Raw genomic sequence first — 25,339 nt, 5'->3', positions numbered from 1 at the left:
CTATGCCGAGTTCTATCCTGTATGTCGATGACGAGCAAAACATACTTGATGCATGCAGACGTTCGTTGGGACGAAAGTACAATATCACAACAGCTCTTGGACCCATCGAGGGTTTGAATCTCATCAAGAGCAAGGGTCCATTCGCGGTCATCCTCTCTGACATGCGGATGCCGGAGATGAACGGTGTTGAGTTTATTTGTGCTGCGCGCAAGCTGTCTCCAGACACGGTGTGCATGATGCTGACAGGGAATGCCGATCAGCAGACCGCCACAGACGCGATCAACGAGGGACATGTATTCCGTTTCATGACAAAGCCGTGCCCCAGCGACATGCTGGCAAACGCGTTTGACGCGGCAATCAAGCAGTACAGACTGATCACCGCTGAAAAAGAGTTGCTCCAGCGCACGCTCACTGGCAGCATTCGTGCTCTTATGGAAGCGCTTGAGATGGTCAGCCCACGCGCATTTTCCCGCGCAAACAGAATCAAGCCACTTGTACAGCTCATGTGCAACGAGCTTAAACTGGAGAACCAGTGGCAGTACACACTCGCTGCCATGATGTCACAGATCGGATGCATCACACTTCCACCAGAACTTATCGAAAAGATTCATGCAGGCAAACACATCACGGATGCCGAGCGAGCAATGTTCAATGCGCATCCGTCGCACGGACAGAAGTTGCTCGAACACATCCCACGACTTGAACGGTGTGCCCAAATGATCGGGAGTCAGTTCAAGCCGTTCGGCCACAGCGCAATGCCCGATCCGCAATCCCAGCACGGGCCGAGTGAGATCGGCGCACAGATGCTGAAGATTGCCATTGACTACGATGCTCGGGTGCAATCAGGTATGGCAAAGGAAGAGGCACTCGCGACAATGCAAGCACTGTCTGGTGAGTACAACCCACACCTGCTTGCTGTACTTGAAGTATCCGAGATATCGAATGATGATCCGCACGCACATTGTGAACCTCGCCCGATGACTGTCAATGATCTGCTGCCGGATATGATCGCTGCCGAAGATATCTTCTCAGAGTCCGGCGTGCTGCTGGTCTCAAAGGGATCAACAATAACAAAGGCGCTCAAGGAACGCCTTCGTAACTACTCAAGAAGTGTCGGTGTCAAAGAGCCATTCAACGTGCTAGTGCCATTCGAAGAACAGCGTGAAGCTGCATAAGAGTTTGCTTATGCTTGCTCTTCTGATTCCTGATCAATAATGTCGTCTTTCACCTTGCCAAGCGCCCCCGGTAGTTCAATGCCTGCCTGCTTTGCGAGTTCATGCACCGGTGGGAGCGATCCAATCATGCCGGAAAGAAAATCCGCTGTGGTGCCTCGCGTCCCACCCTTGCCTTCAACTGTGCTGCCTCGACCCGAATCCCACACTGTGATTTTGTCGATCTTCAGATTCTGCACTGCCTTGACCTGCTCTGCAACAAGCTCTGGCAGCTTTTCGATCAGCAGCAGCGTTGGTGCGATGGCTGGATTCGAAGCGCATGCCTCAACGAGCTTATGATACCCCTCGGCCTTTGCTTCGAGCACCTTCCGGATACCCTCGGCCTCTGCCTGATACTTCGCAAGAATTGCGTCGGCTTCACCGCGTGCCTCACGACGGGCGCGTTCTGCGACTGCTTCTGCCGCGATCTCCATTCGCTGCTTTTCAATTTCCTGCGGCGCGAGCTGTGTCTTGGCGAGTGTCGCGAGTTCGAGTTCGCGTTCGGCAACCATGATGGCCCGCTGCGATTCAGCTCTCGCAACATCTGACCGACGAGTCGCTTCTGCACGGATCTCAGCGAGCTTTGCATTACTCGATGCAATCTCGGCGTTTGATGTGTTCTCCCCGTCAACCGCGAGCGCTTCAGCTTGCGCAACACGAATGCGCTGCTCCTGCTCAGCATTTTTTCGTGCGGCAATGGTCTCGGCTTCGCGTTCAGCTGTTGCGATTTCGAGATTTCGTTTCGACTCAACCTCGCCGGTAATGGCTGCAGCTTCGAGTGCCGCGACCGCTACGCGCTTCTTACGCTCAGCTTCCTTCTGTCCCTGATCCGAGAGCGCCTTCTCCTCGGCAACACGCACGTTCCGCTCACGAACTGCCTTGGCCTCGCCAATAGATCCCTCGCGTTCCTGCTCAGCAACATCGACCTTTGCCTGGTTGATCGCTTCAGCAGCTGCACGGCGTCCGATTGCGATGATGTAGCCGGAATCATCGCTGATATCACGAATATTCACGTTGATGAGTTCGAGACCGAGTTTGTTGATCTCCTGCGTCACGTTCTCGTTGATCAGGTTCATGAACTTTTCGCGGTCTTTGTTGATTTCCTCGATCGTCAGGGTCGCGATCACAAGGCGCAACTGCCCCAGGATGATGTCCTGTGCCTGCTCACGAATGGAGCCAGCAGCAAGCCCGAGCAATCGCTCGGCCGCATTGTTCATATGAACAGGGCTTGTCGATATGCCGACAGTGAATGTTGCCGGAACATCAACACGGATGTTGTTGAGTGACAACGCACCAGAGAGTGGGATGTCGATCACGAGAGGTTCAAGACTTAGGAAGGCGTAGTCCTGGATAATCGGCCACACAAACTGACCACCGCCATGAAAACACTGCGTTGCCTTGCGCCCCTTCGTACCCCAGATAACGAGGATCCGGTTCGATGGGCATCTGCGGTACCTGCTTGCAAGGAAGAACACAACCACAAACAGCAGCAGGACACCCACAACAGAGGCAATCAGCACGAACACGCCGGTTTTCTCACCCGGGCTGAGTTGTGCGAGTGACGCTGCATTCATGGTTGATTGAACAAAGCCTTCGATCATTTTTTCTTATCTCACTTTCTCTTGCACAAGACATGCGTTCTTGTGCCTATGCGAATCTATTCAGATGTGATTACGCAACCGGTTCGACAACAATCGAGTCCGCCGCTTCATTTGCGCGTCTGACCTTCACGCGCGTTGATGTTGGGATGAGTGTATCGCCATGCTGCACTGCATTGATCTCTCGCTGATGACCCTCGACGACAATCTTCACACGACCAGTCCCCTGGCCTTCGGGTGGTATCTGCACGTACACATCGCCGACAAGACCAACCATGTCGGACAAACTGATGTTGCCGGACGACTGGAACTTCAGTAACTTGCGGAGCAGCGTCACGAGCAACCACCCCACTGCTGCACCGGACAGCACAGCAACAACACACGAAAGGAACGTACCAAGATCGAGGAGTCGATAGGCGCCAAAGCCCATCCAACCGCCACCCATGAAAAACGCGGAGAGCGTCTGCAGGCTGATGACCTTGAACTCATGACCAGGCGTGTCGTGACTGGGTGTGTCAATATCGATATCAACATCTGTATCAAAATCCCCACCAAGTTCCATCAGTGTGAACTGGATGAGAAAATACAGCGTGCCGACAACCGCAGGCACGGTGAACCACCATGCCTGCCCGTCCAGAAAGAAACTAATCATTGTGCAACCCCAGTCTGACAGGCTCGAACAAGCCTCTGCGGTTTCTTGGGAATTGGGCAAAGAAATTTCATAGGATGAAGTCCCACTCCGGTCCCGATATTGTAGCGATACCCTGTGTTGCCTGTTCACAATCGTGAACTATCTCATAGAACTGACATAGCACAGCACGCCCGCAGATTGGCTGCGGGCGTGCTGGATAAGTGGCTAGAGATTGGGTTCAGCGGCTATTTGTCTTCGCCGTACTGCCACGTGCCCTTCGCAAGCTGCTCAAGTGCTGTCTGTACAGCAACATGCAGTTCACGGTCGTATCCGTCAAGCTCGTCCTGCGGTGAGTTCTCGACCCACACATCCGGGGCAACACCGAAGTTCTCAAGGTTGATGCCGTAGTTGTGCTCGTTCGTCGGATCATATGTTGTCACAAGCGCACCCGGCGTACGGATCGAACCGCCGTTGAGCAGCCCGTAGCTGCCAGTTGCAATCACAGCACCCATGGTTGGGTTGCCGACGATGGTACCGAGTTTGAGATCGCGGAACCCCTGCGGCGTGACTTCGGAGTCGGACGCGGAGCGACCATTGATGAGCATGACCTTGGGGCCTGCAATTGCCTGTCGCGGGCGACGACCTGCAGCGCGACCACCAAGGCGCGAGTTCCAGTACTCGTACGGCTGGCGCTCAAGAATATCGATCAGTTGCTGGTCAATGTTGCCGCCGCCGTTGTATCGGATGTCGATGATCATGCCGTTCTTGTTCCAGAACTGATCGATCTCGGTCTGGAACTTGGCAAGCGATGGACCGTTCATGGCCTGAATGTGGACATATCCAATCTTTCCGTTTGACCATTCATCGACGAGCTTCCGGCGCGAATCAACCCACGCGTTATACATAATGCCTGAGAGCGAACCAACTGTGTTGATACGGATCACACGATCGTTTGTCATCATCTCTGTGCCGTCGTCCGCGCTCTCGGGCGTTGCAACACGAACGGAGACATACTCATTCAACGGATCGAGCAGCAGCTTCTCGTAGTTGTCTCTGTCTGCAATGTTTGTGCCGTTGATCGACTGGACAACGTCACCAACATTCAGCTCGATCCATTCATGATCCGCAGGTCCATCGGGATAGATGTAGCTGATGCGATAGACCCCATTATCCGGAACGATGTCAAACCCAAGATGTTGGGTGGAGTACAGGCGCTCCATGTTGTGCGACTGCGGACCAGACACGCCGGTGTGCGACGCGTTGAGTTCGCCGATCATCTCGTTTGCAAGATCGTAGAGATCCTGATTTTCTCCAACATTTGCCAGCATGGGACGATACTTCTCGCGAACAGCTGCCCAATCAACGCCGTGCATGTTCTTATCGTAGAATCGGTACTTCATCACACGCCAGCATTCTTCAAAGACCTGCTCCCACTCGGCGCGCTGGTCGATGATGACGCGGAGACTGAAGTCAATCTTTGACGGTCTTCCACCCGAAGCTGACATGGAGTACAGCCCACCGGAACGCTCGAAGAAGAACTTCTTGCCATCGCCAGACATGGACAGTCCGCCGAATCCACCGTCACCAAGACTCTTCTGGTCAGAGCCGTCGATCTTCACGCTGAGCAGTTCGCTACCGCGAGTGAAGTACACGAGTTTGCCGTCCCTGCTCGGGAAGAAGTTGAAGATGTTACCACTGCCAGAACTGATACGCTGCGCACGCTTGTCGATGCCTTCGAGATCGACCTCAAGCGGCTTCGTTTCCGCTTTCTCCTCGTCCTTCTTTTCACCATCGTCTGACTTGTCTGCGTCTTTCTTGTCGTCGTCCTTCTTTTCATCGCCACGCGACGGCTTCTTTTCGTCCTTGCGTGCTTTGACCATTGGATCGTTTGGATCTTCGGTCATCTTCGTGAGCGAGACCGCGTAGAGTTCCCACGTGCCACTCCGGTTCGATGAGAACACGACATGGGAATGGTCTGGTGTAAGAAAGCCTGCGCGATCCGAGAAGATGTGATCGGTTACGTTCGTCTCGGTACGATTCTCGATGTCGAAGATGTACACATCATCGTTGAGTGCAGGATCCTCGCGGTTGTAGACAAGATACTTTCCATCGTTTGAGAACGCGCCGATATCGAATCCGCCCTCGGGGTTGTACGCGAGTTGGGACATCTCACCCGACGCGACATCGATCATGTACAGGCGCAGATCGGACTCCCACACAATCTTCTTTGAATCGGGCGACCATGTGATCTCACTCTTGAGTGATTCCTGATGCGTGAGCTGGCGCGACTCACGCGATTCGACGTTGTAGATCCAGATCTCCTCCTCGCGTGATTGATCGGAGACGAATGCGATCATTGTGCCATCAGGACTAAACTGCTGGTACCGATCGCGCCACACAGAATCGGTGATGCGTGTCTTCTCGCCGACCTGTGGATCACTCGGCACGAGGTACAACTCGCCGTGGTGTCCTACAACAACCTGACTACCGTCGTGGTTTGGTGATAACCCGTCCGGATTCCCGTTCGTGCTTGTGACAGTCATCAGCGTGTCCTTGGGATCGAACGAAAGCTCGATCGGCACGCGTGCTGTCTTGCGAGTTGCAACGTCGTAGCGGTAGATCTCGAACTCACTCTCGTAAGTGATGATCGAGCCGTCCGGGCTGATTGACGGATACTGGATGCCATCGCCGTCGTGGAAAGTGACCTGTTCCTGCTTCGAACCATCCGCTTTCATGCGCCAGAGATTGAAGAGTCCATCCTTTTCAGACATAAAGTAGATCATGCCGTCGGAACCCCACATTGGATGCGCATCCTGTGTGTGGTTGCGGAAGTCCTTCATATCGAGATCGGTCAACTGCTTGATCTCGCCGCCAAGCGTCGGCATGACGTAGATGTCCGTGTTCCAGTTTCCGCGATATCCCTTTCGCCAGTACCGGAACCCGTTGCGATTGAATGCAACCATTGAGCCGTCCTGACTGACCATACCGGACGACCCCTTGTCCATCTTCAGCGGCGTCGGGATCGTGCCATCAAGCGGCGCAACATACAGCGGCGCGCCCCACAGACTGTTCCCGCGCGATGTTGCAAAGAGAAGCCCCTTGCCATCGGGCATCCAGTTCACAAGACGATCGCCGGTCGAGTCAAACGTGATCTGCTTTGGCTCGCCACCGGTCACGGGCATGACATACAGATCGTCGTTGCCCATGCGATCGGAGTCGAAGGCGATGTGCTTTCCATCGGGACTGAACCTTGGATTCTCATCGCGAGCGACATGCGCGGTCAGACGTTGCGGGTTTGCCCCGTCAGCATCAACGATCCAGATATCGCCGTGGTACGAGAACGCGATCCTGCCATCATTTGCAGGTGACGGGTAGCGAAGGAACTTTGTCGACTGGGCAGTGCTGACAGATGCAGCAATACCAGCAACCGCACAGACAACGACAGCACGACTCTTCATCATCCGCTCCTCTCGGAATGGGTACGAAACAGGATACATGGACAGGATGCAACACGAACGAACCGAATGGTGCCCGTATTCCGTCATAACCGGACATCGATGCGTTTCGACGCGACTCCAGCGTACACGAAACACCACGTCGGCGAATCGATGATCATGCCTCCTGCGGAACAATTCCGGGTGTGGTTTGACTTATAGGAAGTTAGTTTGATGCAGATCCAGACTGCTTTGCAAAGCTTGGAATCAGGCAATCGATGACAACCACTGCACCTAGCAAGCCGATCGCGATAGCGTACACAGTGCCACCCGCGACCAGTACGTTAATCCACACCTCGTTCGATCGTGCTAGCCACCAGCTTGCCATGTCCAGCCCGAGTCCGAGCCCGCCAGCCAGCAGCACAATGCCTGTGAGTTGCCCGTGGAGTCTGGTCATGCACGCGAGCAGTCCGACGATAATCAGAATCACCGCCATTGTCGGCGCGTGCGTGTGCTGGCTCATCGCGAGCACCGCCTCGCTGGTCGGCTGGATGTCCTTCGAAAACGCGATCTCCTGGATGTCGGACCAGAACTCCAGAGGCACCGAGGGGTGTGCATCGGGGCCGGTTGAGTTGCGAGAGTGACAATCCAGACAACTCACCGCGATGATCTCAGCAGGCGCGTTGTCACCAAGATCGAAGTTGTCGTACTGCTCCGAGAGTTTGTCGGTTTCTGCGAGCCAATCGAGCAGCGCCTTGCGTTTGTCGTCCGGGAGTGTTTCAGCGTCCGGATGATCCTGCTGGAGCGAAGCAACCAATGGCGACGGCGACTGCACGCCGTGGTAGTGTCCGCGGATGTCGCCGAGCGTGAACCCCGGCGAGCCGTCGCGATTGTCATAGTGTGTCTTCAGGTGGATGCCCGAGACTACATATCCGCCGAGCAGTGTCAGCATCAATACAGCGATGCCGATGCGCGCGGTGTATGGGAGTGATGTGAGCTTTGGAACGTGTTTCATTGTGTGTTATGACAACATGTGTTAGGACAACGCGCCAAGATCGATATCGACTGTCTTTCCGGAACGTACCGCTTCGTTGGCTGCGATCGCGACCGCTGTTGCGCGAGCGCCCTCGGCGATCGAGCACGCGGGAGCATCGTTCGCGCTGATCGCATTGATCCAGTCAACGAGCGCGTAGTGCACAGGGACATGCGGCAGACCAACACCCTCCTTCAGCTTGCCCTGCTCTGCGAGTTTGGTCGCGCCAGCGATCAGCGTGATGCCCTCGTCCGTGTGGAACTGCTGCCGATTCGCGTAGACCTCCCAGCCTTGCGTCGGCGCGTCGGACTCCTTGAACATCCAGCCGTGCGTCCACGCGAGCTTGATCGCAGCGTTCGTGCCGTGGAAGACCTCGTAGTTCCCGCCGTAGGAGTTGCCGATCGTTGCGCCGTATTGCAACACTGTCCCATCATCGAAGATGAGGTTCAGCGCGATCGTGTCGTTGACCTTGCGGTTATCTTCGCGATAGGCACGCACGGATCCAAGACCGGACACTTTCACAGGATACCTGTCCGTGTACCAATGGAACACATCGAACTGCTGCGTACCCACCTCGCCAGCAAGACCGAGCGAGACCTCGGGATCGAGCTTCCAGTTGAACGCTTTGTAGCGATCCGGTTCTGATGCGGGCGAAATCCACGTCGTCTTGTCGTGTGACTGGGCATACATCGACACGAGATCACGCACGGAGTCTGACTTGAAGAACCCGCGTGCGAGCTGGTACACGGGGTTTGCTCTGCCCTGACACCCGGCTGCAGCGACAACCGAGGCGGACTTGGCGGCGTCGGCGATCGCTTTGCAGTCTGCGATGGTGTGCGCGAGGGGGCACTCGCAGTAGATATGCTTGCCTGCTTGCAACGCAGCAACAGCAACGTCCCTGTGCGTGTGTGTTGGCGTTGCAACGACGACAGCATCGACATCACCCTTTGCCAGCATCTCTGCAACGGTAGCGAATCCTGTCGCACCAGCGGACCTGCGCAATCCTGCGGCAAGCCGGCGATCATCCGTGTCGCAGATCGCGGTCACGGAAACCTCATCGATCGACACGAGCTCTCCTGCAATTGCGCGACCCTGTCTGCCCGCACCGACAACACCCACACGCAATGGCGCACGAGAGTTCCATCGCACGGGCGCGCCGAGCACATCGGGGACGAGTGCAAACGCGGCAGCTGAGCCAACACTCTTTGCCAGAAACTCGCGACGAGCAATATCAGACATGGGCCAGGTCCTTTTCCTTGTGCATCCTGCTTGCAGCAAGAGCAGTTGCAGTGTATCCATCCGGAAGATGCGCAGTGAGTGACGGATCAACAACAAGTGCTGTTGACCATATCTCGCACACTGCTGCACTCGGACCGACCACGCACGCGCCGGGAACATCCGTTACCGGCACACCCGTTTTCGGGTCCATGATGTGGCCACCCGCTGGTGACACTCTGCCATCGATCCGCGACACCGACATGCAACTGTCTTCAAGTTCGATCGCATCTGGATAATCCAGGACCGCGATCCGCCATCGCTTTATGCTTGGCATCGTTCCAATGCACGCGACAGATGATGTGCCTCCATGCAGCAGCGCGGATGTCACGCCATACTCGCGCAGGAGTTCGCAGACACGATCGAGAACGAACCCCTTTGCAATCCCGCCGAAGTCGAGCGAGCAGGCAGCGTCGTCGCGAGTGACAGTGAGTCTGGTTGCATCCAGTGAGTACGACGAGTTTTGATGCGCGTTCGCATTCGTCGATGCAGTCTCACCGCGGAACCCATGCGCAGACATCAACATACCAACATCGATATCGAACGCGCCGCTCGTATCGTTTGTTGCTTGCGCACATAGCTCGAGCATGTCGAACAGATCACGATCTATCCGCACAGACTGACCGACCGGCGTTGCGTTGATGCGTGACACGATCGACCCACGATCAAAGATCGTCAATCGATCGTGCCACTCCTTGACGATCTCCGCGGCTTCTTCGAGTATCGCTCGCGCATCGGTGCCCGAAATACTTCGCGCAAACGATGCGATCACGAACTCGAATGTTGTGCCCATGGCATCAAACGCAAGCCTGATGTCAACATGGTCTGCCACTACTTCACCGCAGAAGCCTGCAGGGTCTTCGCGTCAAACTTGTACGCGTGCCCATCCCACATTGATCGTGTCGCAAGATCGACCGCGACGAGCACTTTTGATGCAAGATCGATGTTGCTCAGCGCGGGCGTGCGCGAGCGGATGGATTCGAGCCAGTTCAGGCGCAGCTGATCCTGATCGTTCCCAATGTCAGGACAGGTAACCTCCTCGCGCTCGATTTCGTCGACGTACGCGCGTTCCGGACGGATATCGCAATGACGACCATTGAGGTACATGTTGGCCTTGTTGCCACGGATGAGCGTTTCAAGACCAACCTCGTTGTTTGTCGCGCCCGCGATGACCATGGTGTGGCCGTTCTCAAAGACAACGGTGAGGTTCACCTGGTCGTGGTTCTCCATGTCCTTGTCGATCATGTGCGTGCCGGTGGCAACAACATTCACAGGCCAGCCCGCGTCGAGCGCAAAGATCATCGGTGTCATGACGTGAACGAGCAGATCTCCAACGATGCCCGTGGAGAAGTCCCTGTAGCGGCGCCAGCGTGCGTACACCTTGGGGTCCCACTCACGCGGGCCAAGATGGCCGAGCCATGCGTTCCAGTCAAGGTTCACGCCCGGCTCCCACTCCTTGTTGATGCCGTAGTAGTTCCATTCGCCGGACGGGGTGTTTCTGCAGTACGAAGTTTGCGACCATATGGGTGTGCCAATCTTGCCGGCCTTGATCGCCTTGCGCGCTTCCTGATACTTCGGCAGCATAATCATCTGCGTGCCGACCTGGAAAATGCGCTCGGGATGTGACTCGACCGCCTTGCGAACGGCCATTGCCTGATCGAGACGGAGCGTCATCGGTTTTTCTGTATACACGTCCTTGCCTGCGTGGAGCGCGTCGATGATGTGCTGTGCGTGCCAGTGCTCGGGCGATGCGATGAGAACGCCGTGGATATCGTCACGCGCGAGCAGTTTCTTGTAGTCGCGTGTCTCCATGACCTCCATGCCGTTCTGCTTTTCGACGCAGGCGCGATGCGCGTTCATGCGACGCTCATCACACACGTCTGCGATCGCAACGAGTTGCACATCGGCAGTGCCCTTTTCGGCGAAGTTGCAGAACGCGTGGCAATGGCCCGTGCCCATACCGCCGGTGCCGATGACACCCATGCGGATGGGCTCGTTCGCGCCAAGCTTTGGTGCGCGACCAGCTTTCACAGTTGGAAGAAGCGGCTTGCGAGGCTTTGCTGCACCGGCAGCAGCGCTGAGGCCAAGTGCGGCAGCACCCGCAACTGCGGTCGTGCCAAGGAATGAGCGGCGTGAATGGTTGTGAATGTGATCGGACATGACTCTCTCCAATACGAATCTGACGCGAGCATCAGTGTGAGAATGTGAACACGAGCAGACAGGATTGTCATCCAAAGAGCAAACTTATGGATGGGTTATGGTATCTCCTCCGCAGCATCGGCGGGAACGGACGCGATTTCCTCGGTGCTTTCATCGCGGAATACGCCCTGCTTGAACGCAGCAAGCACCAGCACAGCACAGGCAAGACCTATAAAACCCTGCACCCACCAGATCAATGCCCAGTCCTGCACGCCCGTTGTATTTTCCTTACCGATCGAACCAAGCCACGCGTTGTAGAAACCTGCGAGCACAGGACCCGCACCAAGAATGACAACACCAAACAATGTCTGTGCTGAGTGGCGAGCATCCTTCGGCACAATGCGTTCAAGGTAGATGTACGCGCCAGCAAAGAAGAACCCGTAACACAATCCGTGGAGCACACACGAGAGCAGGATCAACTCTTTCGTGCCACCATCTGCGAGCGCAAAGAGCGCAAACCGCACAAAGTACGCGACACATCCGAGTGCGAGAACCAGCTTGAAACCGAGCCGCTTCAGGAACAGGCCAAGAATCGCGAGCATGATGATCTCTGCGATCTGGCCGATCGACATGATGGGGCCGATGTACACCGACTTGTATCCGGCCGCTTCGATGAATGGGCCGGTGCGAATGAAGTAGACCTGGTGGATCATCGAGATCGGGAGTGCTGCGATCGTCATGATGAGCAGACCACGATGCTTGAAGTACTCAAGTGCTTTCAAGAATGCGAACGGATGCTCGCTGCTCCTGGTTGGCGGTGTCTTCGGCAGGAATAACATCGCCCAGATGCCGTACCCGATTGCCATCACACCAGAAACGCGGAGCGCGTCGGCAATGAGTCCTGCCTGATCGGGCTTGGGATCACCGGCAAGAAACGGTGGCAGCGATGTTGGATGCAGATTTGTCTGCAGCCAAATCAATGGGAACGCGTTTGACGCGATGATCCATCCGATCGTGCCCCACGTACGCACAGGGCCAAACTGCTTCTGCGGGTCTTTGAGATGCGCGAACGCGATCGAGTTCGTGATCGCCAGTGTCGGCATGTATGCAATCGAATAGAGGATCGACATCGCGAGGAATGATTCATACGAGTGCGCATAGAACGTGAGGTACTTGAGCGCCCCTCCTGTGATGAGCAGAATGCCAAGCCATTTCTCTGCATTGATGAATCTGTCGGCGATCTGGCCTGCAAGAAACGGTGCAAAGATCGCGCCGATCGAACCAGCGAGCCCAAGAATCCAGCCGATAGCAGCACCAGAGAACCACAACCCGCCACCAACGCGCTTGTACCCAGCAGATGTCAGTTGTTCCTTGACCACGGCAAGATCAACCTTCTCGGGCGCGTTCTCGATCTGAGAGTGCAGTTGGTCGCGGTCTGCGCGTGCGGTTGCACGATCCTGCTCCGATGTTTCGGCATCGTCGATCTTCTTTGTTGTAGCTGCGATCGCTTTTTCAAAGCTCGACTTGTCCTTGATGAAGATCAGACCGGACTCGCCGGGCACAAAGGGATCGTGACCGAGATCGAACGTCTGTGCCGGAGCAAGTTGCTCGTTTGCGACAATCCAGCCGGAGCCGAGGTAGTTGGCAAGGTACGGCAGCCACACGCCCCAGACGGCGTATTGCAGGAACATCATCACTGACAATGCGGTGGTGCCCGAGCGGCCTCGTTCCATGCCCAACCCCCTACCCTTGCAGACTGCGTGCGGAAACCCCACACGTTACCAGAAATCGCCGTTTCCTGCAACCACACTGATTCACGGGAGCAACGCTGTATGGCTCGACCTGTCACACTCTTTACCGGGCAATGGGCTGACATGCCACTGGCAGTTCTGGCTGAAAAAGCGGCAAGCTGGGGATACGACGGACTCGAACTTGCCTGCTGGGGCGATCATTTCGAAGTCGATCGCGTGCTGTCTGAAGACAGGTATTGCGCGAATCTGGGGGAAACCCTTGCCAGACATGGGCTCAAATGCCTTGCCATTTCGAATCACCTTGTGGGACAGGCCGTCTCAGACCCCATCGATGCCCGCCACAAGGCCATCGTGCCAGAGCGCGTCTGGGGTGACGGAAAGCCCGATGGCGTGCAGCAACGAGCGGCACAGGAGATGATCGACACAGCCGAGGCAGCGGCACGGTTTGGCGTGCAGGTTGTCAATGGGTTCACAGGCTCCCCGGTCTGGCACAAGCTGTACTTCTTCCCGCCAACATCGCAGGACGAGATCGACGCGGGATATCGCACGTTCGCATCGCAGTGGAATCCGATCCTCGATGCATTTGCAAAGCACAGCGTGAAGTTTGCTCTCGAAGTCCATCCCACCGAGATCGCGTACGACATCCACACGATGCGAAGATCACTCGTTGCACTTGATCATCATCCCGCGTTCGGGATCAACTTCGATCCGTCGCACCTGCAATGGCAGGGCATCGATCCGGTCAAGCTGATCGATGCATTCCCCGATCGCATCTTCCACGTGCATGTAAAGGATGCAGCGGTGAATCTTGATGGCACAACGTCCATCCTGGGGAGCCACCTGAGTTTTGGTGATCATCAGCGAGGCTGGGATTTCCGCTCGCCCGGCCGTGGCGACGTGAACTTCGAGAACATCGTCCGCGCGCTCAATCGGATCGGGTACACAGGCCCGCTCAGCGTAGAATGGGAGGACAGCGCGATGGACCGCGAGCACGGCGCAGCGGAAGCTGCGGACTTTGTGCGCGCACTTGATTTCACACCAGCAAATCGCGCATTCGACGCAGCGTTTGACTCAGCGGAGCAGGCACAATGACACTTCGATACGCTATGATCGGCGGCGGGCAGGACGCGTTCATTGGTGCGGTGCATCGCAAAGCGATCGCGCTGGATTCATGCGCAGAGTTTGTCGCAGGAGCGCTGTCATCCACGCCCGAGCGTTCGATCGCATCAGCCAGATCGCTCGGGCTTGCGCCAGACCGATCCTACGGCACATGGCAGGAACTTGTTGAAAAGGAAAGCAACCGGTCGGACCCGGTTGACTTTGTCGTGATTGTCACGCCGAACGACACGCACCACGCGATCGCACGCGCGTGCTTGTTAGCTGGTCTGAACGTCGTGTGTGACAAACCATTCACGATCACCAGCGACGAGGCGAAAGAACTGCACAAGCTCGCAACACGGAACAACCTCGTGTGCGCGGTGACATACACATACTCCGGGTATCCCATGGTGCGTCATGCGAGAGAACTTGCTCAAAGTGGCAAACTCGGCACCATCCGTCGCGTGTTTGTTGAGTATCACCAGGGATGGCTCTCGCAGAATATTGAGCAGTCCGGGCAGAAACAAGCCTCATGGCGGGTCGATCCCTCGCGGGCAGGCATCGCGGGCGCACTCGGCGACATCGGCACGCACGCTGAGCATCTGGCAAGATTCATCACCGGATGCACACCGACCGAGGTCAGCGCCCACCTGACAAGCTTTGTTGATGGTCGCATACTCGATGACGACGCGAGCGTCCACGTCCGCGCCGAGAACAACGTACATGTTACGCTCACCGCGTCGCAGATCTGCACCGGCGAGGCGAACGGACTCTCGATCCGCGTCTATGGCGACAAAGCGGGTCTCGTATGGAAGCAGGAAACACCGGAGACACTCACGCTCATCCACAATGACTGTTCACGCACGACATACACGCGTGGCATGGGTAATCTGTCACCGATCGCGACGAGTTCAACGCGCGTACCCGCCGGGCATCCCGAGGGGTACATTGAGGCGTTCGCCAATATTTATCGAGGCGTGTGTGATCAGATCAATGCTGTAAGAACCGGCGCAGCTGAGACAGATCTTGCGGGCGTTGTGCCCAATGCGCACGACGGCTATCTTGGCATCAGATTCGTTGAGGCATGTGTGACGAGCTCAAAGAACAACGGCGAATGGACAAGCCTCTGATTAATCGTCCGCTGTCGAGGACGCCATGTCGAGATTCAGCACGCGGATGTCCTTGTACTGAATGACGTTTGCATCGTGATGCCCCTGCACCGCGAGATGACCGGTTGAGTATGTGTCGAGATGTGTGTCAACCATCAGCACGCCATTGATCCACGTGCGGATGTGATCTCCCTCCGCGCGGATGCGATAATCAAACCACGCGTCATCACGTGTAAGTGGAGCCTTGATGTTGTCGGGCCATGCTGCGTTGTAAATACAGCCCGTGAAGTTCTTGGGATCGTGCTGATCGACCTGTGCTTCATACCCGATCGGCCAAGGGTTGTTGGGATCGGGGTTTGGCTTTGCGCGGAAGTACATGCCGGAGTTACCGTGATCATTTGTTTTCACGAGTGCGCGCAGCTCAAAGTTTGAGTACATACCCTTTGTAAACAGGTGGCCGGGTCCCTTGCGACCGATGAGCGTACCGCTTTCAACCGTCCATTCCGCCTTGTCCTCAGCAAACCAGCCTGCAGGTTCTCCTGCATCCATACCCTCAATGAGTGGCACCATGCCATCAGGCTCGGGATCTGTTGAAAGATCTCTGATGTTGATGTCCTTGTACCGGAAGGCGTGGCCGTGGTCCTGTACCGCGATATAGCCAGTGGTTGCGCGCGTGTTGAGTGGGAGCGGCTGGGCTTCATTCCGGAAGAACCCGCGATCGTCGAGTTTGACATCCGTGTGGATATGCTGGTCGTTCAGCCAGACGTTGAGTGTGTCACCTACGAGTGAAATCCGATAGGTGTTCCAGTTGCCGTGCTCGTTGACTGCCATTGCAGAGGGTGCAACAGCTTCATACACCGCGCCGCAGTTGCGCAACCCGGGATCTTCACCGAACGTATCGAGAATCTGTACCTCGAAACCAGTGAATGCAGGATCACCACCGGATGAGCCACGCAAACCCACGCCCGAGTTTCCACCCTCGGGCATCCAGAACGAGAGTGTGAGCTCGAAGTCGCGATACATCTTCGTGGTGCGAAGCCATCCACCCGCACTAGGCTTTGCGGTGACGATCTCGCCGTCGCGCACTGTCCATGCATCGGGCTCACCAGTTGAAACCCAGCCGGAAAGGTCGTGCCCATTGAAAAGCGGCACCCAGTCGTTGTTTGACTGTGCGCCAGCACACGCAACAACACCAAGGGACACGCACGATGCGACGATGTGACGGAACGACATGGCACAACCTCCAGACGAAACAGTTCGTTACAGCGAGTGGATCTCGCCCTGTTCGGCGACATGGTATCCCGCGCGTTCGATCATCCGCCGCTCGCTGCTGTCGGGGTCGATCGCGGGGTTCGTGTGGTTCAGATGGATGAACCGGATGCGTGTTCTCACCCGATCGGGGAGTGTGTCGAACCTTGCGATGGATTCCTGGATGAATGGATGCGGGATGTCGGCCATGGACCTGCCGGGGATCTCTCCGTCGGCGTAGAACGTGCCGTCCAGCAGTGCGACATCCACATCTTTGATCATGTCCTCGATCCGCGTGTCCCACCGATCCCATTTATCAATGTCTGGGATGAACAGAACAGATCGAGTCGGACCACGGATCAGATACCCATACGTGTCTGTAAACTCGGCACGGTGCGGGACCGTGAATGCTTCGATCGAAATTGAATCTGTCAGTGCGATCGGCTTGCCGGGTTCAACTGTCGTGAGTGCGATGTGATTGAGTTCGACAAGCAGATGCCACGGCTCATTTGTGCGCAGGAACTCGACCATACGCGATGAGCCGTACACCGGCTGCTTTGCAGCACCATAGGCCTCACGCCCGAACTGGAGCAATCCGGCGTAGTGTCCCATGTGCGCGTGCGTGAGGAACACGCGATCGAACAACGGCGGTCTACCAGACTGCGCCTTGCGCGTTGGCGGGTCAGAGCGTGCGAGTTCGGTCTGCTCGCGGATGTCGGGTGTCGCATCAATCAGCCAGCGTTTGCCACTCTTGGGATCAGCTATCAGAATCGACGTTGCGTATCTCCTCTTTGACGGATCATTCCATGCTGCCATGGCACGGGGATGGCTCGCACCGATCTGTGGAAACCCCGCATCCTGTGCATTGCCGAGGACGCGAACATATGGCAATCCGGTATTCGACGGCGAAAATGCCGTATCGCGTGCGCAACCAGCAGACATCACGCACAAACACATCACGATGAGAAAAATACATAGTGGAGCCCGATGTCCCATGACGGGAGTGTATCCGACAGGCAGATACGACACACCGGATGTCACGCAACAGGCATAACCACATCGAAAGCCGAATGGGGATTATTCCCTGTTTACCAGGTCCGCAAACCTCCACTTTGCGGTTCTAAACCAGATTGTTGTTCGATTCGGTGGAAGAACGAACCAACGATATTTTTTGGGGTCAGTTGGCGTGTCGAGTCTGTGCGATATCGAACGTCTCAATGTCATGTCCTGAAAACGGAATGCCTTTCCTGCCAGATGGGTTGTCTGAGGATCACAATGAACCGAATGCTGCTTCCATGTCTGTGGTGTGTTCTTTGCGTCTCTCTCGCGTGTTCTTCCGCGCGCGGACAGGGTGGGCCACCTCCTGCAACAGTCCGCATCGATCAGGTGAAAACAGAGCATCTCGCCACACACCGCATGCTGGTTGGGGATGTTCGTGCACACCATCGCGCCAGAATCGCCTCGCGCGAGTCTGGTGTTGTGATAATCCAACTTGTCGACGAGGGGAATCCTGTCCGGAAGGATGACGTCATTGCCACGCTCGACGACCGGCGGCTGAAACAACAGCGTGCTCAGGCCGTTGCAGAACGCGATGGGATTGTTGCCCAGCTCAAGGAATATGAAGCCGACATCGATCGTAACGAAGCGAATGTCACCGACCTCGAGAACGCGATGAAAGCTGGCGGCGGCAACGAGCAGGAACTACGCGATTACCGTGCCGATCTTGCGATTGCACAATCCCGGCTTTCTCAGGGCCAGAACAGGCTTCTCGCTGCTGATGCGCTCATCCAACTGCTCGACCTCCGCATTGCGGACATGCAGATCAAAGCGCCCTTCGATGGCGTTGTTGTCAGTGTGTTTGTCGAGCAGGGCGAGTGGGTCGGTGAAGGGGATGCTGTTGTTGAAATACTGGCAACTGACCAGTATGAGGTGTGGCTGAGTGTGCCTCAGGAGCATTATGCCTATCTCGCAAAGACGGAAGATGCGCCGCCGCTGCAGTTTCAGGCTGGAGAGGAGATGTTCAAGTCCGAATCCTGGACTGCAATTCCGTCGGTCGATCCACGATCACGCACCTTTGACCTGATTGTGCGTTTTAGTTCAAATGGGAAACCCGTCGCACCCGGTATGTCGGTCAAAGCATGGCTGCCAACCTCCTCGCAGCGCGATGTGCTGACGGTGTCGATCAACGCGGTGCTTCGCAATGAAACCGGTCCATATCTCTATGTGATGAGGGCAACAGGCGCTGAGACACCACCTGTTGCATCCTTTGTCCCCGTGACAGTGCTGTTCCCCGTGAACGATCGGCTTGCGATCGCATCGGATCAGATCAGTCCAAACGACGCTGTTGTCACTGAGGGGAACGAGCGACTCTTCCCCGGCGCCCCCATTGCACCAACCGCAACTCAGGCTCAACCTGCACAGGAAGCGAACACTCCATGAACTTTGTCAGAGCGATGATCGAGCAGCCGGTTACTGTAGTTGTCGGTGTGATACTGACAATCATGGCTGGTCTGCTCGCGCTGCGTCAGGTCCCCATCCAACTCACCCCGAATGTTGAGGACACCATCATCGCTGTCACAACGCGATGGGAAGGGGCGAGTCCGGATGAGATCGAGCGCGAGATTGTCGAGCGACAGGAAGAGATGCTACAGGGCATCGCCAACCTGCGCGCCATGACCAGCACGTCGAGCCAGGGGCAGGGGCAGATCCGTCTGGAGTTCAACGTCGGCACAAACAAGGACGATGCTCTTCGTGAGGTCAGCGACAAACTCAGGGAGGTGCCGGAATATCCCGACAACGTCAAAGAGCCAGTCATTGAAGCATCGGATCCGCAAAACCGTGACTACATCACATGGATTGTGCTCAGCACAACCGATCCGAACTTCGATGTGCGAACATTGCAGGACTTTGCGCACAACCACATCGAGCCGGTGATCGAGCGCGTCGATGGTGTCTCAGAAGTGAATGTGCTTGGCGGGCGCGAACGCGAAGCGCAAATCCGATATCGACCCACCGATCTTGCTGCGTTTGGTATTACGCCAACGGAGTTTGTCACCGCGATTCGGGGCGCAAACGCAAACGTCTCTGGTGGCGAACTGAAGGATGGCAAGTTCAATGTCCGCCTGCGCACCATCGGGCAGTTTGACTCGGTCGATGACGTGCTCGACACGGTTATCGCATTCCGGGATAACAGCCCCGTGTATCTGTCGCAGGTTGCGGATGTGGTGGAAACATACAAGGAACCGAGCAGTTTCGTCAGATCCAAGGGGCGAACTGTCATTGCTATCAATGCCCAGAAGGAAGTTGGCGCAAATGTTATCGCTGTCATGGCGGGAATCCGCAAGGCCATCGATCAGTTGAACCAACCCGGTGGAGTGCTTGCCAATGAAGCAGCGAAGCAGAAGATCAACGGCGAATTCAAACTCACACAGGTTTATGATCAGACGATCTATATCGACGATGCGCTCGCGCTCGTTCGCAGCAACATCTGGGTGGGCAGCGTGCTGGCAATCATCATCCTTGTGCTGTTCCTGCGATCGATCAGACCCGTTCTGATCATCTCGCTCGCAATTCCGATCTCCGTCGTTGGGGCCATTGTCGTGATGCTGGCCATGGGGCGCTCAGTCAATGTGATCAGTCTCGCGGGTATGGCGTTCGCTGTCGGTATGGTTGTTGACAACGCCATCGTGGTGCTGGAGAACATTTTCAGGCATCTGGAACTCGGCAAAAAGCCGGCCCGTGCGGCTCTCGACGGAACAAGCGAGGTGTGGGGTGCGGTGCTCGCATCAACACTCACAACGCTTGTTGTGTTCATCCCGATCCTGCTCATTCAGGAGGAGGCGGGCCAGTTATTCCGCGACATCTCGATCGCAATCTGTGCAGCAGTCGGGTTGAGCTTTATTGTTTCCATCACGGTGATTCCGTGTGCAGCAGCACGAGTTCTGCGCCACAGCAAAGCTGGCGCATTCTCAGAGGAGAATGTCAAGCGTGGCGGTTTCACTGGTGCTGTGTCGCGCGCGGTGCACGCAATGTGCGGCAGCGTTGCGATGCGCATCGGTGTGGTTGCCATGTTGACTGTTGTGTCGCTCTTTGGAACAGGTGTGCTGATGCCTCCAGCCGACTACCTGCCGACCGGGAATCGCAATCTCGTGTTCGGTATCATCTTCACGCCGCCCGGATACAACATCAACCAGCAGTACACCGTTGGAGATCGTGTCGAAAAAACAATCCGCCCATTCTGGGAAGCCGGTCTTCTTGAGGAAGGTTCTGAAGAGCGTCGTCAAGCTGAAGCAAACCTCCCATCATTCCAGACATTCGACTTTGCACGCGGAAAACCCGGTCCAACCATCACGCCTCCAGCGCTTGACAACTACTTCTTCGTTGGATTCGGCAGCACGATGTTCCACGGCGCTATCAGCGCGAACCCGAAGAAAGTGCCGGATGTTGTGACCCTTCTGCAGACAGCGACAGGCGGTGAAGCCGGCGCTGGCATCATGGCGTTTGCGCAGCAAGTACCGCTCTTCAGGCTTGGTGGCAACACGGGATCGGCTGTAAAAATTGAGATGTCCGGTGATGATCTCAACCAAGTCACTCGCGCGGCAGTTGCTGCTCGCATGGGACTGATTCAGCAGTTTGGTCCGTACAGCGTGCAGGCACAACCGAGCAACTTCGACGTGTTCGGTCCTGAAATCAGTGCGTATCCGCGCAAGCGAGACCTTGCACAGGTCGGTATGACACCACGCGACCTTGGACTGGCGCTCCAGGCAAGTGGTGATGGCGCCATTATCGGCGAGTACCGTGTCGCGGGCGAGAGTATCGATCTCAAGCTCATTGACACGAATGCTGTTGATCAGACCAATCTTGTCGGGCTGGCCGATGTGCCCGTTGCGACACCGCTTGCGGGTGTTGTTCCTGTCAGTTCCCTTGCTGACATCAAGCGAATCACCAGCCCACCCGAAATCACACACGTTGGACGTCAGCGGGCTGTCACGCTCCAGTTCACCCCGCCCGCAGGGCTGCCGTTGCAGCAGGCGATAGATGGCGCTCAAGGCATTATCCATGATCTGCAGGACAAGGGACAGATCCCGCCAACAGTGACGACAAACTTTACCGGCTCAGCCAGTAAACTCGCCTCCGTCAAGCGCGCCATGCTCGGGGATGGCACGCTCCTCAGCACGATAACAAGCTCGCTCGTCCTCGCACTAATGGTGGTCTACCTGCTGATGTGTGTGCTGTTCCAGAGCTTCTCAAAGCCATTGATCGTCATGTTCAGTGTGCCGCTTGCAACAGTTGGCGGATTCGCTGCACTGCGGATGGTGCACATATGGTCTTCAACAAACCGGTACATGCCAGAGCAGAACTTCGACATTCTAACCATGCTCGGGTTTGTCATTCTGATCGGTGTTGTTGTGAACAACGCGATTCTGATTGTCCATCAGTCGCTGCAGTACATGAAGAATGGGATTCCCGGTCTGCGCGGCATGGAATCGAGCGCACCCGCGCGCGATGCGATCGCAGAATCGGTCCGGACACGTATGCGCCCGATCTTCATGAGTTCGCTGACATCAATCGGTGGCCTCGCTCCACTTGTGCTCATGCCGGGAGCAGGTTCTGAGTTGTATCGCGGTCTTGGCAGTGTTGTGCTCGGCGGTTTGCTCGTATCCACGATCTTCACAATCGTGCTTGTCCCGTTGCTCCTGAGCCTTGTGCTTGATCTTCAAGCATGGATCGCAGCACAACTTTCGAAGGAATCGGTCGCAACGCCGGTTGCGACTGCAAAGCTGTGATCACGTACCGACCCCCTGGCATAAGCGAAAACAAACCATCGCGCCGGAAGAACTCGAACCCCTGACCGACGTTTAAGATGCCGTGGCTGTTGAGTTCAATGAATATCTTTGTGTTCATCCGCTTAGCCAAAGACAATGTCCAATTATTGACACAGTCCAAAATTGGTCTATCATTTGCCTTCGATGACCAGCCCCGACCCCGCCACAACCCTCCGCGAGTTCGGCTTGCAGGTGACCGCCCAGCGGATAGCTGTGCTGCAAGCGGTGTCGGCGCAACCTCATTGCACCGCGGCAGAGGTTGCTGAACTTGTCCGCGCTGAGATCAGCACGATCTCGCGTCAAGCGGTGTATGACGCGCTTGGCACGCTTGCTGAAAAAGGCGCTCTCAGACGGATCCAGCCGGCCGGCTCTCCGGCTCGGTACGAGGATCGTGTCGGCGACAACCACCATCACATGATCTGCCGTGCGTGCGGACGCACGGTGGATGTGGAATGCGCCGTCGGCCATGCGCCGTGCCTCGGTGTCGATGACGCGCACGGATATCAGATCGATGAAGCGGAAGTGATTTACTGGGGCACCTGTCCGAGGTGTCTCACATCACGACGCACCTCATCAGCCAAATGAAGACTCAGGAGATACCCATGTCCAGCGAATCCAAATGCCCGTTCCATAAGACCAACACAACCAGCGGAACAACGAACCGTGACTGGTGGCCGAACCAGTTGAAGCTTGAACTGCTGAGTCAGCACTCTGAGAAATCAAATCCGATGGATTGCGACTTCAACTACACTGAGGCGTTCAACAGCCTCGATCTGGCATCAGTAAAGAAGGATCTGGCTGCGCTCATGACAGATTCGCAGGAATGGTGGCCGGCAGACTTTGGTCATTACGGCCCGCTGTTTATCCGAATGGCGTGGCACAGTGCTGGCACGTACCGCATTGGCGATGGTCGCGGCGGTGGCGGGCGTGGGCAACAGCGCTTTGCACCGCTCAACAGCTGGCCCGACAATGTCAGTCTCGACAAGGCACGCCGGCTGCTCTGGCCGATCAAGCAGAAGTACGGTCGCAATATCTCGTGGGCCGACCTGATGATCCTTGCGGGCAATGTCGCACTGGAGACGATGGGTTTCAAGACATTTGGCTTTGCTGGCGGGCGCGAGGATGTCTGGGAGCCCGACCAGGACGTGTACTGGGGTGCAGAGAAAGCATGGCTGGGTGGCGAGGAACGCTATGCGCATAACGGTGATGCGAAGAACCGCAATCTTGAAAATCCACTCGCGGCTGTGCAGATGGGTCTGATCTATGTGAATCCCGAGGGACCTGATGGGAATCCTGATCCGCTCGCTGCTGCGCACGACATTCGTGAAACATTCAAGCGCATGGCGATGAACGATGAGGAAACAGTTGCGCTCATCGCGGGCGGGCATTCATTTGGAAAGACGCACGGCGCTGGTCCGGCTGATCTTGTTGGTGCTGATCCCGAAGTAGCTGGTCTTGAGCAGATGGGCTTCGGATGGCAGAGCAGCTATCGCAGCGGCAAGGGCGCAGACACGATCACCAGCGGTCTTGAAGTCACATGGACAACGACGCCAACGAAATGGGGCAACAGCTTCTTCGAACTCTTGTTCGGGTACGAATGGGAACTCACAAAGAGTCCTGCGGGCGCGCATCAATGGGTCGCCAAGGATGCGGATGAGATCATCCCCGACGCATTTGATTCATCAAAGAAGCATCGTCCAACGATGCTGACAACGGACCTGTCGCTGCGGTTCGATCCTGCATATGAAAAGATCTCACGACGATTCCTTGAGCATCCAGAAGAGTTTGCTGATGCGTTCGCGCGTGCGTGGTTCAAGCTGACACACCGCGACATGGGGCCGCGCTCGCGATACCTTGGTCCGGAAGTTCCAAGCGAAGAACTGATCTGGCAGGATCCGATTCCTGCTGTGAACCATCCGCTTATTGATGCGCAGGATATTGCTTCTCTGAAGAAACAGATTCTTGCGTCCGGCCTATCTGTTTCTGAACTTGTTTCTACAGCGTGGGCATCGGCATCGACATTCCGCGGCTCTGACAAGCGAGGCGGTGCCAACGGCGCTCGTGTTCGTCTCGCACCACAGAAGGACTGGGAAGCAAACAACCCTGCGCAGCTGGCAAAGGTGATTGCGTCGCTACAAAGCATTCAGAGTGCGTTCAATAGCACGCAGACCAACGGCAAGCAGGTTTCACTGGCGGACCTGATCGTGCTTGGTGGATGCGCTGCGATCGAGCAGGCAGCAAAGAACGCGGGTATTCATGTGACAGTCCCGTTCACACCCGGTCGCATGGACACATCCGCAGAGCAGACCGATGTTGAATCGTTCGAGCCTCTGGAGCCGATCGCTGACGGGTTCCGTAATTACCTGAATGGCAAGTACGCTGTTCCAGCCGAAGCGTTGCTCATCGATAAGGCACAACTGCTGACGCTGACTGCGCCAGAGATGACTGTGCTTGTGGGAGGTATGCGTGTGCTCGGCACGAACCATGACAACTCGAAGCACGGCGTTCTGACGAATCGCCCCGGAACCTTGAGCAACGACTACTTTGTCAACCTGCTCGACATGGCGACAGAGTGGAACCCTGTTTCACCAGAAGCTGACGTGTTCGAGGGGCGCGATCGCACGTCTGGCGAACTAAAGTGGACCGGCACGCGGGTGGACCTTGTCTTTGGTTCAAACTCGCAGTTGCGCGCTCTTGCTGAGGTGTACGGATGTGCTGATTCCCGCGAGAAGTTTGTTGCTGACTTTGTTGCAGCATGGGACAAGGTGATGAACCTTGATCGTTTCGATATGACACACTCAGAGCGTGCCTCATACATGCCAAATCAAGAACTCGTCGCAACCAGCGTATGAGAAGCCTTTGCTGTGCCTGCCACTGTCAATCATTGAACGCAGATCAGAATCAAATTACATGTGAGGCTAGGCAACATGTTCGGCTCACATTCTTGATATGCGCCGAGACGCGCGTGCTCAGAGTGATCACATGTT

Annotated in this window: 17 protein-coding genes; 7 read left to right on the top strand and 10 right to left on the bottom strand. The window is 56.2% G+C overall.

Translation table 11 applies throughout. The features are described 5' to 3' along the window. Window positions 1–2 precede the first annotated feature (2 nt). Window positions 3–1,175, top strand: coding sequence for a response regulator (locus H6815_09550; protein MCB9860682.1), 1,173 nt, complete (start codon window positions 3–5; stop codon window positions 1,173–1,175). An 8-nt stretch (window positions 1,176–1,183) separates the two neighbouring features. On the opposite strand, the gene H6815_09545 is transcribed toward H6815_09550, so the two are convergent. The 8 genes from H6815_09545 to H6815_09510 form a co-directional block, all read right to left on the bottom strand. Beyond that, the gene (locus tag H6815_09545) at window positions 1,184–2,785 is read right to left on the bottom strand and encodes a flotillin family protein (protein MCB9860681.1); all 1,602 of its coding nucleotides are present in this window, start codon (window positions 2,783–2,785) and stop codon (window positions 1,184–1,186) included. A 97-nt stretch (window positions 2,786–2,882) separates the two neighbouring features. Further along, entirely contained in the window at window positions 2,883–3,461 is a 579-nt protein-coding gene (locus H6815_09540; protein MCB9860680.1) for a hypothetical protein, read from the bottom strand. A gap of 224 nt (window positions 3,462–3,685) precedes the next feature. Continuing rightward, window positions 3,686–6,898: a PD40 domain-containing protein gene (locus H6815_09535; GenBank protein ID MCB9860679.1), complete on the bottom strand. Its 3,213-nt coding sequence runs from the start codon at window positions 6,896–6,898 to the stop codon at window positions 3,686–3,688. 202 nt (window positions 6,899–7,100) lie between these two features. Further along, window positions 7,101–7,889 carry a hypothetical protein gene (locus tag H6815_09530; GenBank protein MCB9860678.1) on the bottom strand — a complete coding sequence of 263 codons (789 nt, stop codon included), beginning with the start codon at window positions 7,887–7,889 and terminating at the stop codon, window positions 7,101–7,103. A 21-nt stretch (window positions 7,890–7,910) separates the two neighbouring features. Beyond that, window positions 7,911–9,146: a Gfo/Idh/MocA family oxidoreductase gene (locus H6815_09525; protein ID MCB9860677.1), complete on the bottom strand. Its 1,236-nt coding sequence runs from the start codon at window positions 9,144–9,146 to the stop codon at window positions 7,911–7,913. Then, window positions 9,139–10,014: an FAD:protein FMN transferase gene (locus H6815_09520; GenBank protein MCB9860676.1), complete on the bottom strand. Its 876-nt coding sequence runs from the start codon at window positions 10,012–10,014 to the stop codon at window positions 9,139–9,141. Before H6815_09520 ends, H6815_09525 begins: the two co-directional genes overlap by 8 nt. After that, entirely contained in the window at window positions 10,014–11,342 is a 1,329-nt protein-coding gene (locus tag H6815_09515) for a Gfo/Idh/MocA family oxidoreductase (protein MCB9860675.1), read from the bottom strand. The genes H6815_09520 and H6815_09515 overlap by 1 nt, the downstream gene beginning before the upstream one ends. 95 nt (window positions 11,343–11,437) lie before the next feature. Then, window positions 11,438–13,054 carry an MFS transporter gene (locus H6815_09510; GenBank protein MCB9860674.1) on the bottom strand — a complete coding sequence of 539 codons (1,617 nt, stop codon included), beginning with the start codon at window positions 13,052–13,054 and terminating at the stop codon, window positions 11,438–11,440. A 99-nt stretch (window positions 13,055–13,153) separates the two neighbouring features. Here H6815_09510 and H6815_09505 point away from each other — a divergent pair, with 99 nt between their 5' ends. Together H6815_09505 and H6815_09500 are read left to right on the top strand one after the other, a co-directional pair. Then, the gene (locus H6815_09505) at window positions 13,154–14,164 is read left to right on the top strand and encodes a sugar phosphate isomerase/epimerase (GenBank protein ID MCB9860673.1); all 1,011 of its coding nucleotides are present in this window, start codon (window positions 13,154–13,156) and stop codon (window positions 14,162–14,164) included. Further along, on the top strand, window positions 14,161–15,300 hold the full coding sequence (locus H6815_09500) for a Gfo/Idh/MocA family oxidoreductase (protein ID MCB9860672.1): 1,140 nt from the start codon (window positions 14,161–14,163) through the stop codon (window positions 15,298–15,300). The genes H6815_09505 and H6815_09500 overlap by 4 nt, the downstream gene beginning before the upstream one ends. On the opposite strand, the gene H6815_09495 is transcribed toward H6815_09500, so the two are convergent. After that, entirely contained in the window at window positions 15,301–16,512 is a 1,212-nt protein-coding gene (locus H6815_09495; GenBank protein ID MCB9860671.1) for a DUF1080 domain-containing protein, read from the bottom strand. It abuts the gene before it with no gap. 27 nt (window positions 16,513–16,539) lie between these two features. Then, complete coding sequence (locus H6815_09490; protein MCB9860670.1) at window positions 16,540–17,523, bottom strand: pyrroloquinoline quinone biosynthesis protein PqqB; 984 nt, start codon at window positions 17,521–17,523, stop codon at window positions 16,540–16,542. Window positions 17,524–17,802: 279 nt separating this feature from the next. Between H6815_09490 and H6815_09485 the strand changes: the two genes are divergently transcribed. The 4 genes from H6815_09485 (at window position 17,803) to katG (ending at window position 25,204) form a co-directional block, all read left to right on the top strand. Continuing rightward, window positions 17,803–18,966, top strand: coding sequence for an efflux RND transporter periplasmic adaptor subunit (locus tag H6815_09485; GenBank protein ID MCB9860669.1), 1,164 nt, complete (start codon window positions 17,803–17,805; stop codon window positions 18,964–18,966). Next, window positions 18,963–22,313, top strand: coding sequence for an efflux RND transporter permease subunit (locus H6815_09480; GenBank protein ID MCB9860668.1), 3,351 nt, complete (start codon window positions 18,963–18,965; stop codon window positions 22,311–22,313). The genes H6815_09485 and H6815_09480 overlap by 4 nt, the downstream gene beginning before the upstream one ends. A gap of 183 nt (window positions 22,314–22,496) precedes the next feature. Then, entirely contained in the window at window positions 22,497–22,937 is a 441-nt protein-coding gene (locus H6815_09475; GenBank protein MCB9860667.1) for a transcriptional repressor, read from the top strand. Window positions 22,938–22,954: 17 nt separating this feature from the next. After that, the gene (katG, locus tag H6815_09470; protein ID MCB9860666.1) at window positions 22,955–25,204 is read left to right on the top strand and encodes a catalase/peroxidase HPI; all 2,250 of its coding nucleotides are present in this window, start codon (window positions 22,955–22,957) and stop codon (window positions 25,202–25,204) included. Window positions 25,205–25,339: the final 135 nt, after the last annotated feature.

It is taken from the genome of Phycisphaeraceae bacterium (assembly GCA_020639155.1).
In the GTDB taxonomy this organism is placed as follows: Bacteria; Planctomycetota; Phycisphaerae; order Phycisphaerales; family UBA1924; genus JACKHF01.
This window is presented reverse-complemented; position numbering and strand designations above follow the sequence as displayed.

What these genes read in the sequence shown, in the direction of transcription:
- H6815_09475 (MCB9860667.1), top strand. Translation starts at nt 22,497, where the DNA reads ATGACCAGCCCCGACCCCGCCACAACCCTCCGCGAGTTCGGCTTGCAG.
- H6815_09525 (MCB9860677.1), bottom strand. Translation starts at nt 9,146, where the DNA reads ATGTCTGATATTGCTCGTCGCGAGTTTCTGGCAAAGAGTGTTGGCTCA.
- katG (MCB9860666.1), top strand. Translation starts at nt 22,955, where the DNA reads ATGTCCAGCGAATCCAAATGCCCGTTCCATAAGACCAACACAACCAGC.
- H6815_09495 (MCB9860671.1), bottom strand. Translation starts at nt 16,512, where the DNA reads ATGTCGTTCCGTCACATCGTCGCATCGTGCGTGTCCCTTGGTGTTGTT.
- H6815_09540 (MCB9860680.1), bottom strand. Translation starts at nt 3,461, where the DNA reads ATGATTAGTTTCTTTCTGGACGGGCAGGCATGGTGGTTCACCGTGCCT.
- H6815_09490 (MCB9860670.1), bottom strand. Translation starts at nt 17,523, where the DNA reads ATGGGACATCGGGCTCCACTATGTATTTTTCTCATCGTGATGTGTTTG.
- H6815_09505 (MCB9860673.1), top strand. Translation starts at nt 13,154, where the DNA reads ATGGCTCGACCTGTCACACTCTTTACCGGGCAATGGGCTGACATGCCA.
- H6815_09500 (MCB9860672.1), top strand. Translation starts at nt 14,161, where the DNA reads ATGACACTTCGATACGCTATGATCGGCGGCGGGCAGGACGCGTTCATT.
- H6815_09510 (MCB9860674.1), bottom strand. Translation starts at nt 13,054, where the DNA reads ATGGAACGAGGCCGCTCGGGCACCACCGCATTGTCAGTGATGATGTTC.
- H6815_09485 (MCB9860669.1), top strand. Translation starts at nt 17,803, where the DNA reads ATGAACCGAATGCTGCTTCCATGTCTGTGGTGTGTTCTTTGCGTCTCT.
- H6815_09545 (MCB9860681.1), bottom strand. Translation starts at nt 2,785, where the DNA reads ATGAATGCAGCGTCACTCGCACAACTCAGCCCGGGTGAGAAAACCGGC.
- H6815_09515 (MCB9860675.1), bottom strand. Translation starts at nt 11,342, where the DNA reads ATGTCCGATCACATTCACAACCATTCACGCCGCTCATTCCTTGGCACG.
- H6815_09550 (MCB9860682.1), top strand. Translation starts at nt 3, where the DNA reads ATGCCGAGTTCTATCCTGTATGTCGATGACGAGCAAAACATACTTGAT.
- H6815_09480 (MCB9860668.1), top strand. Translation starts at nt 18,963, where the DNA reads ATGAACTTTGTCAGAGCGATGATCGAGCAGCCGGTTACTGTAGTTGTC.
- H6815_09530 (MCB9860678.1), bottom strand. Translation starts at nt 7,889, where the DNA reads ATGAAACACGTTCCAAAGCTCACATCACTCCCATACACCGCGCGCATC.
- H6815_09535 (MCB9860679.1), bottom strand. Translation starts at nt 6,898, where the DNA reads ATGAAGAGTCGTGCTGTCGTTGTCTGTGCGGTTGCTGGTATTGCTGCA.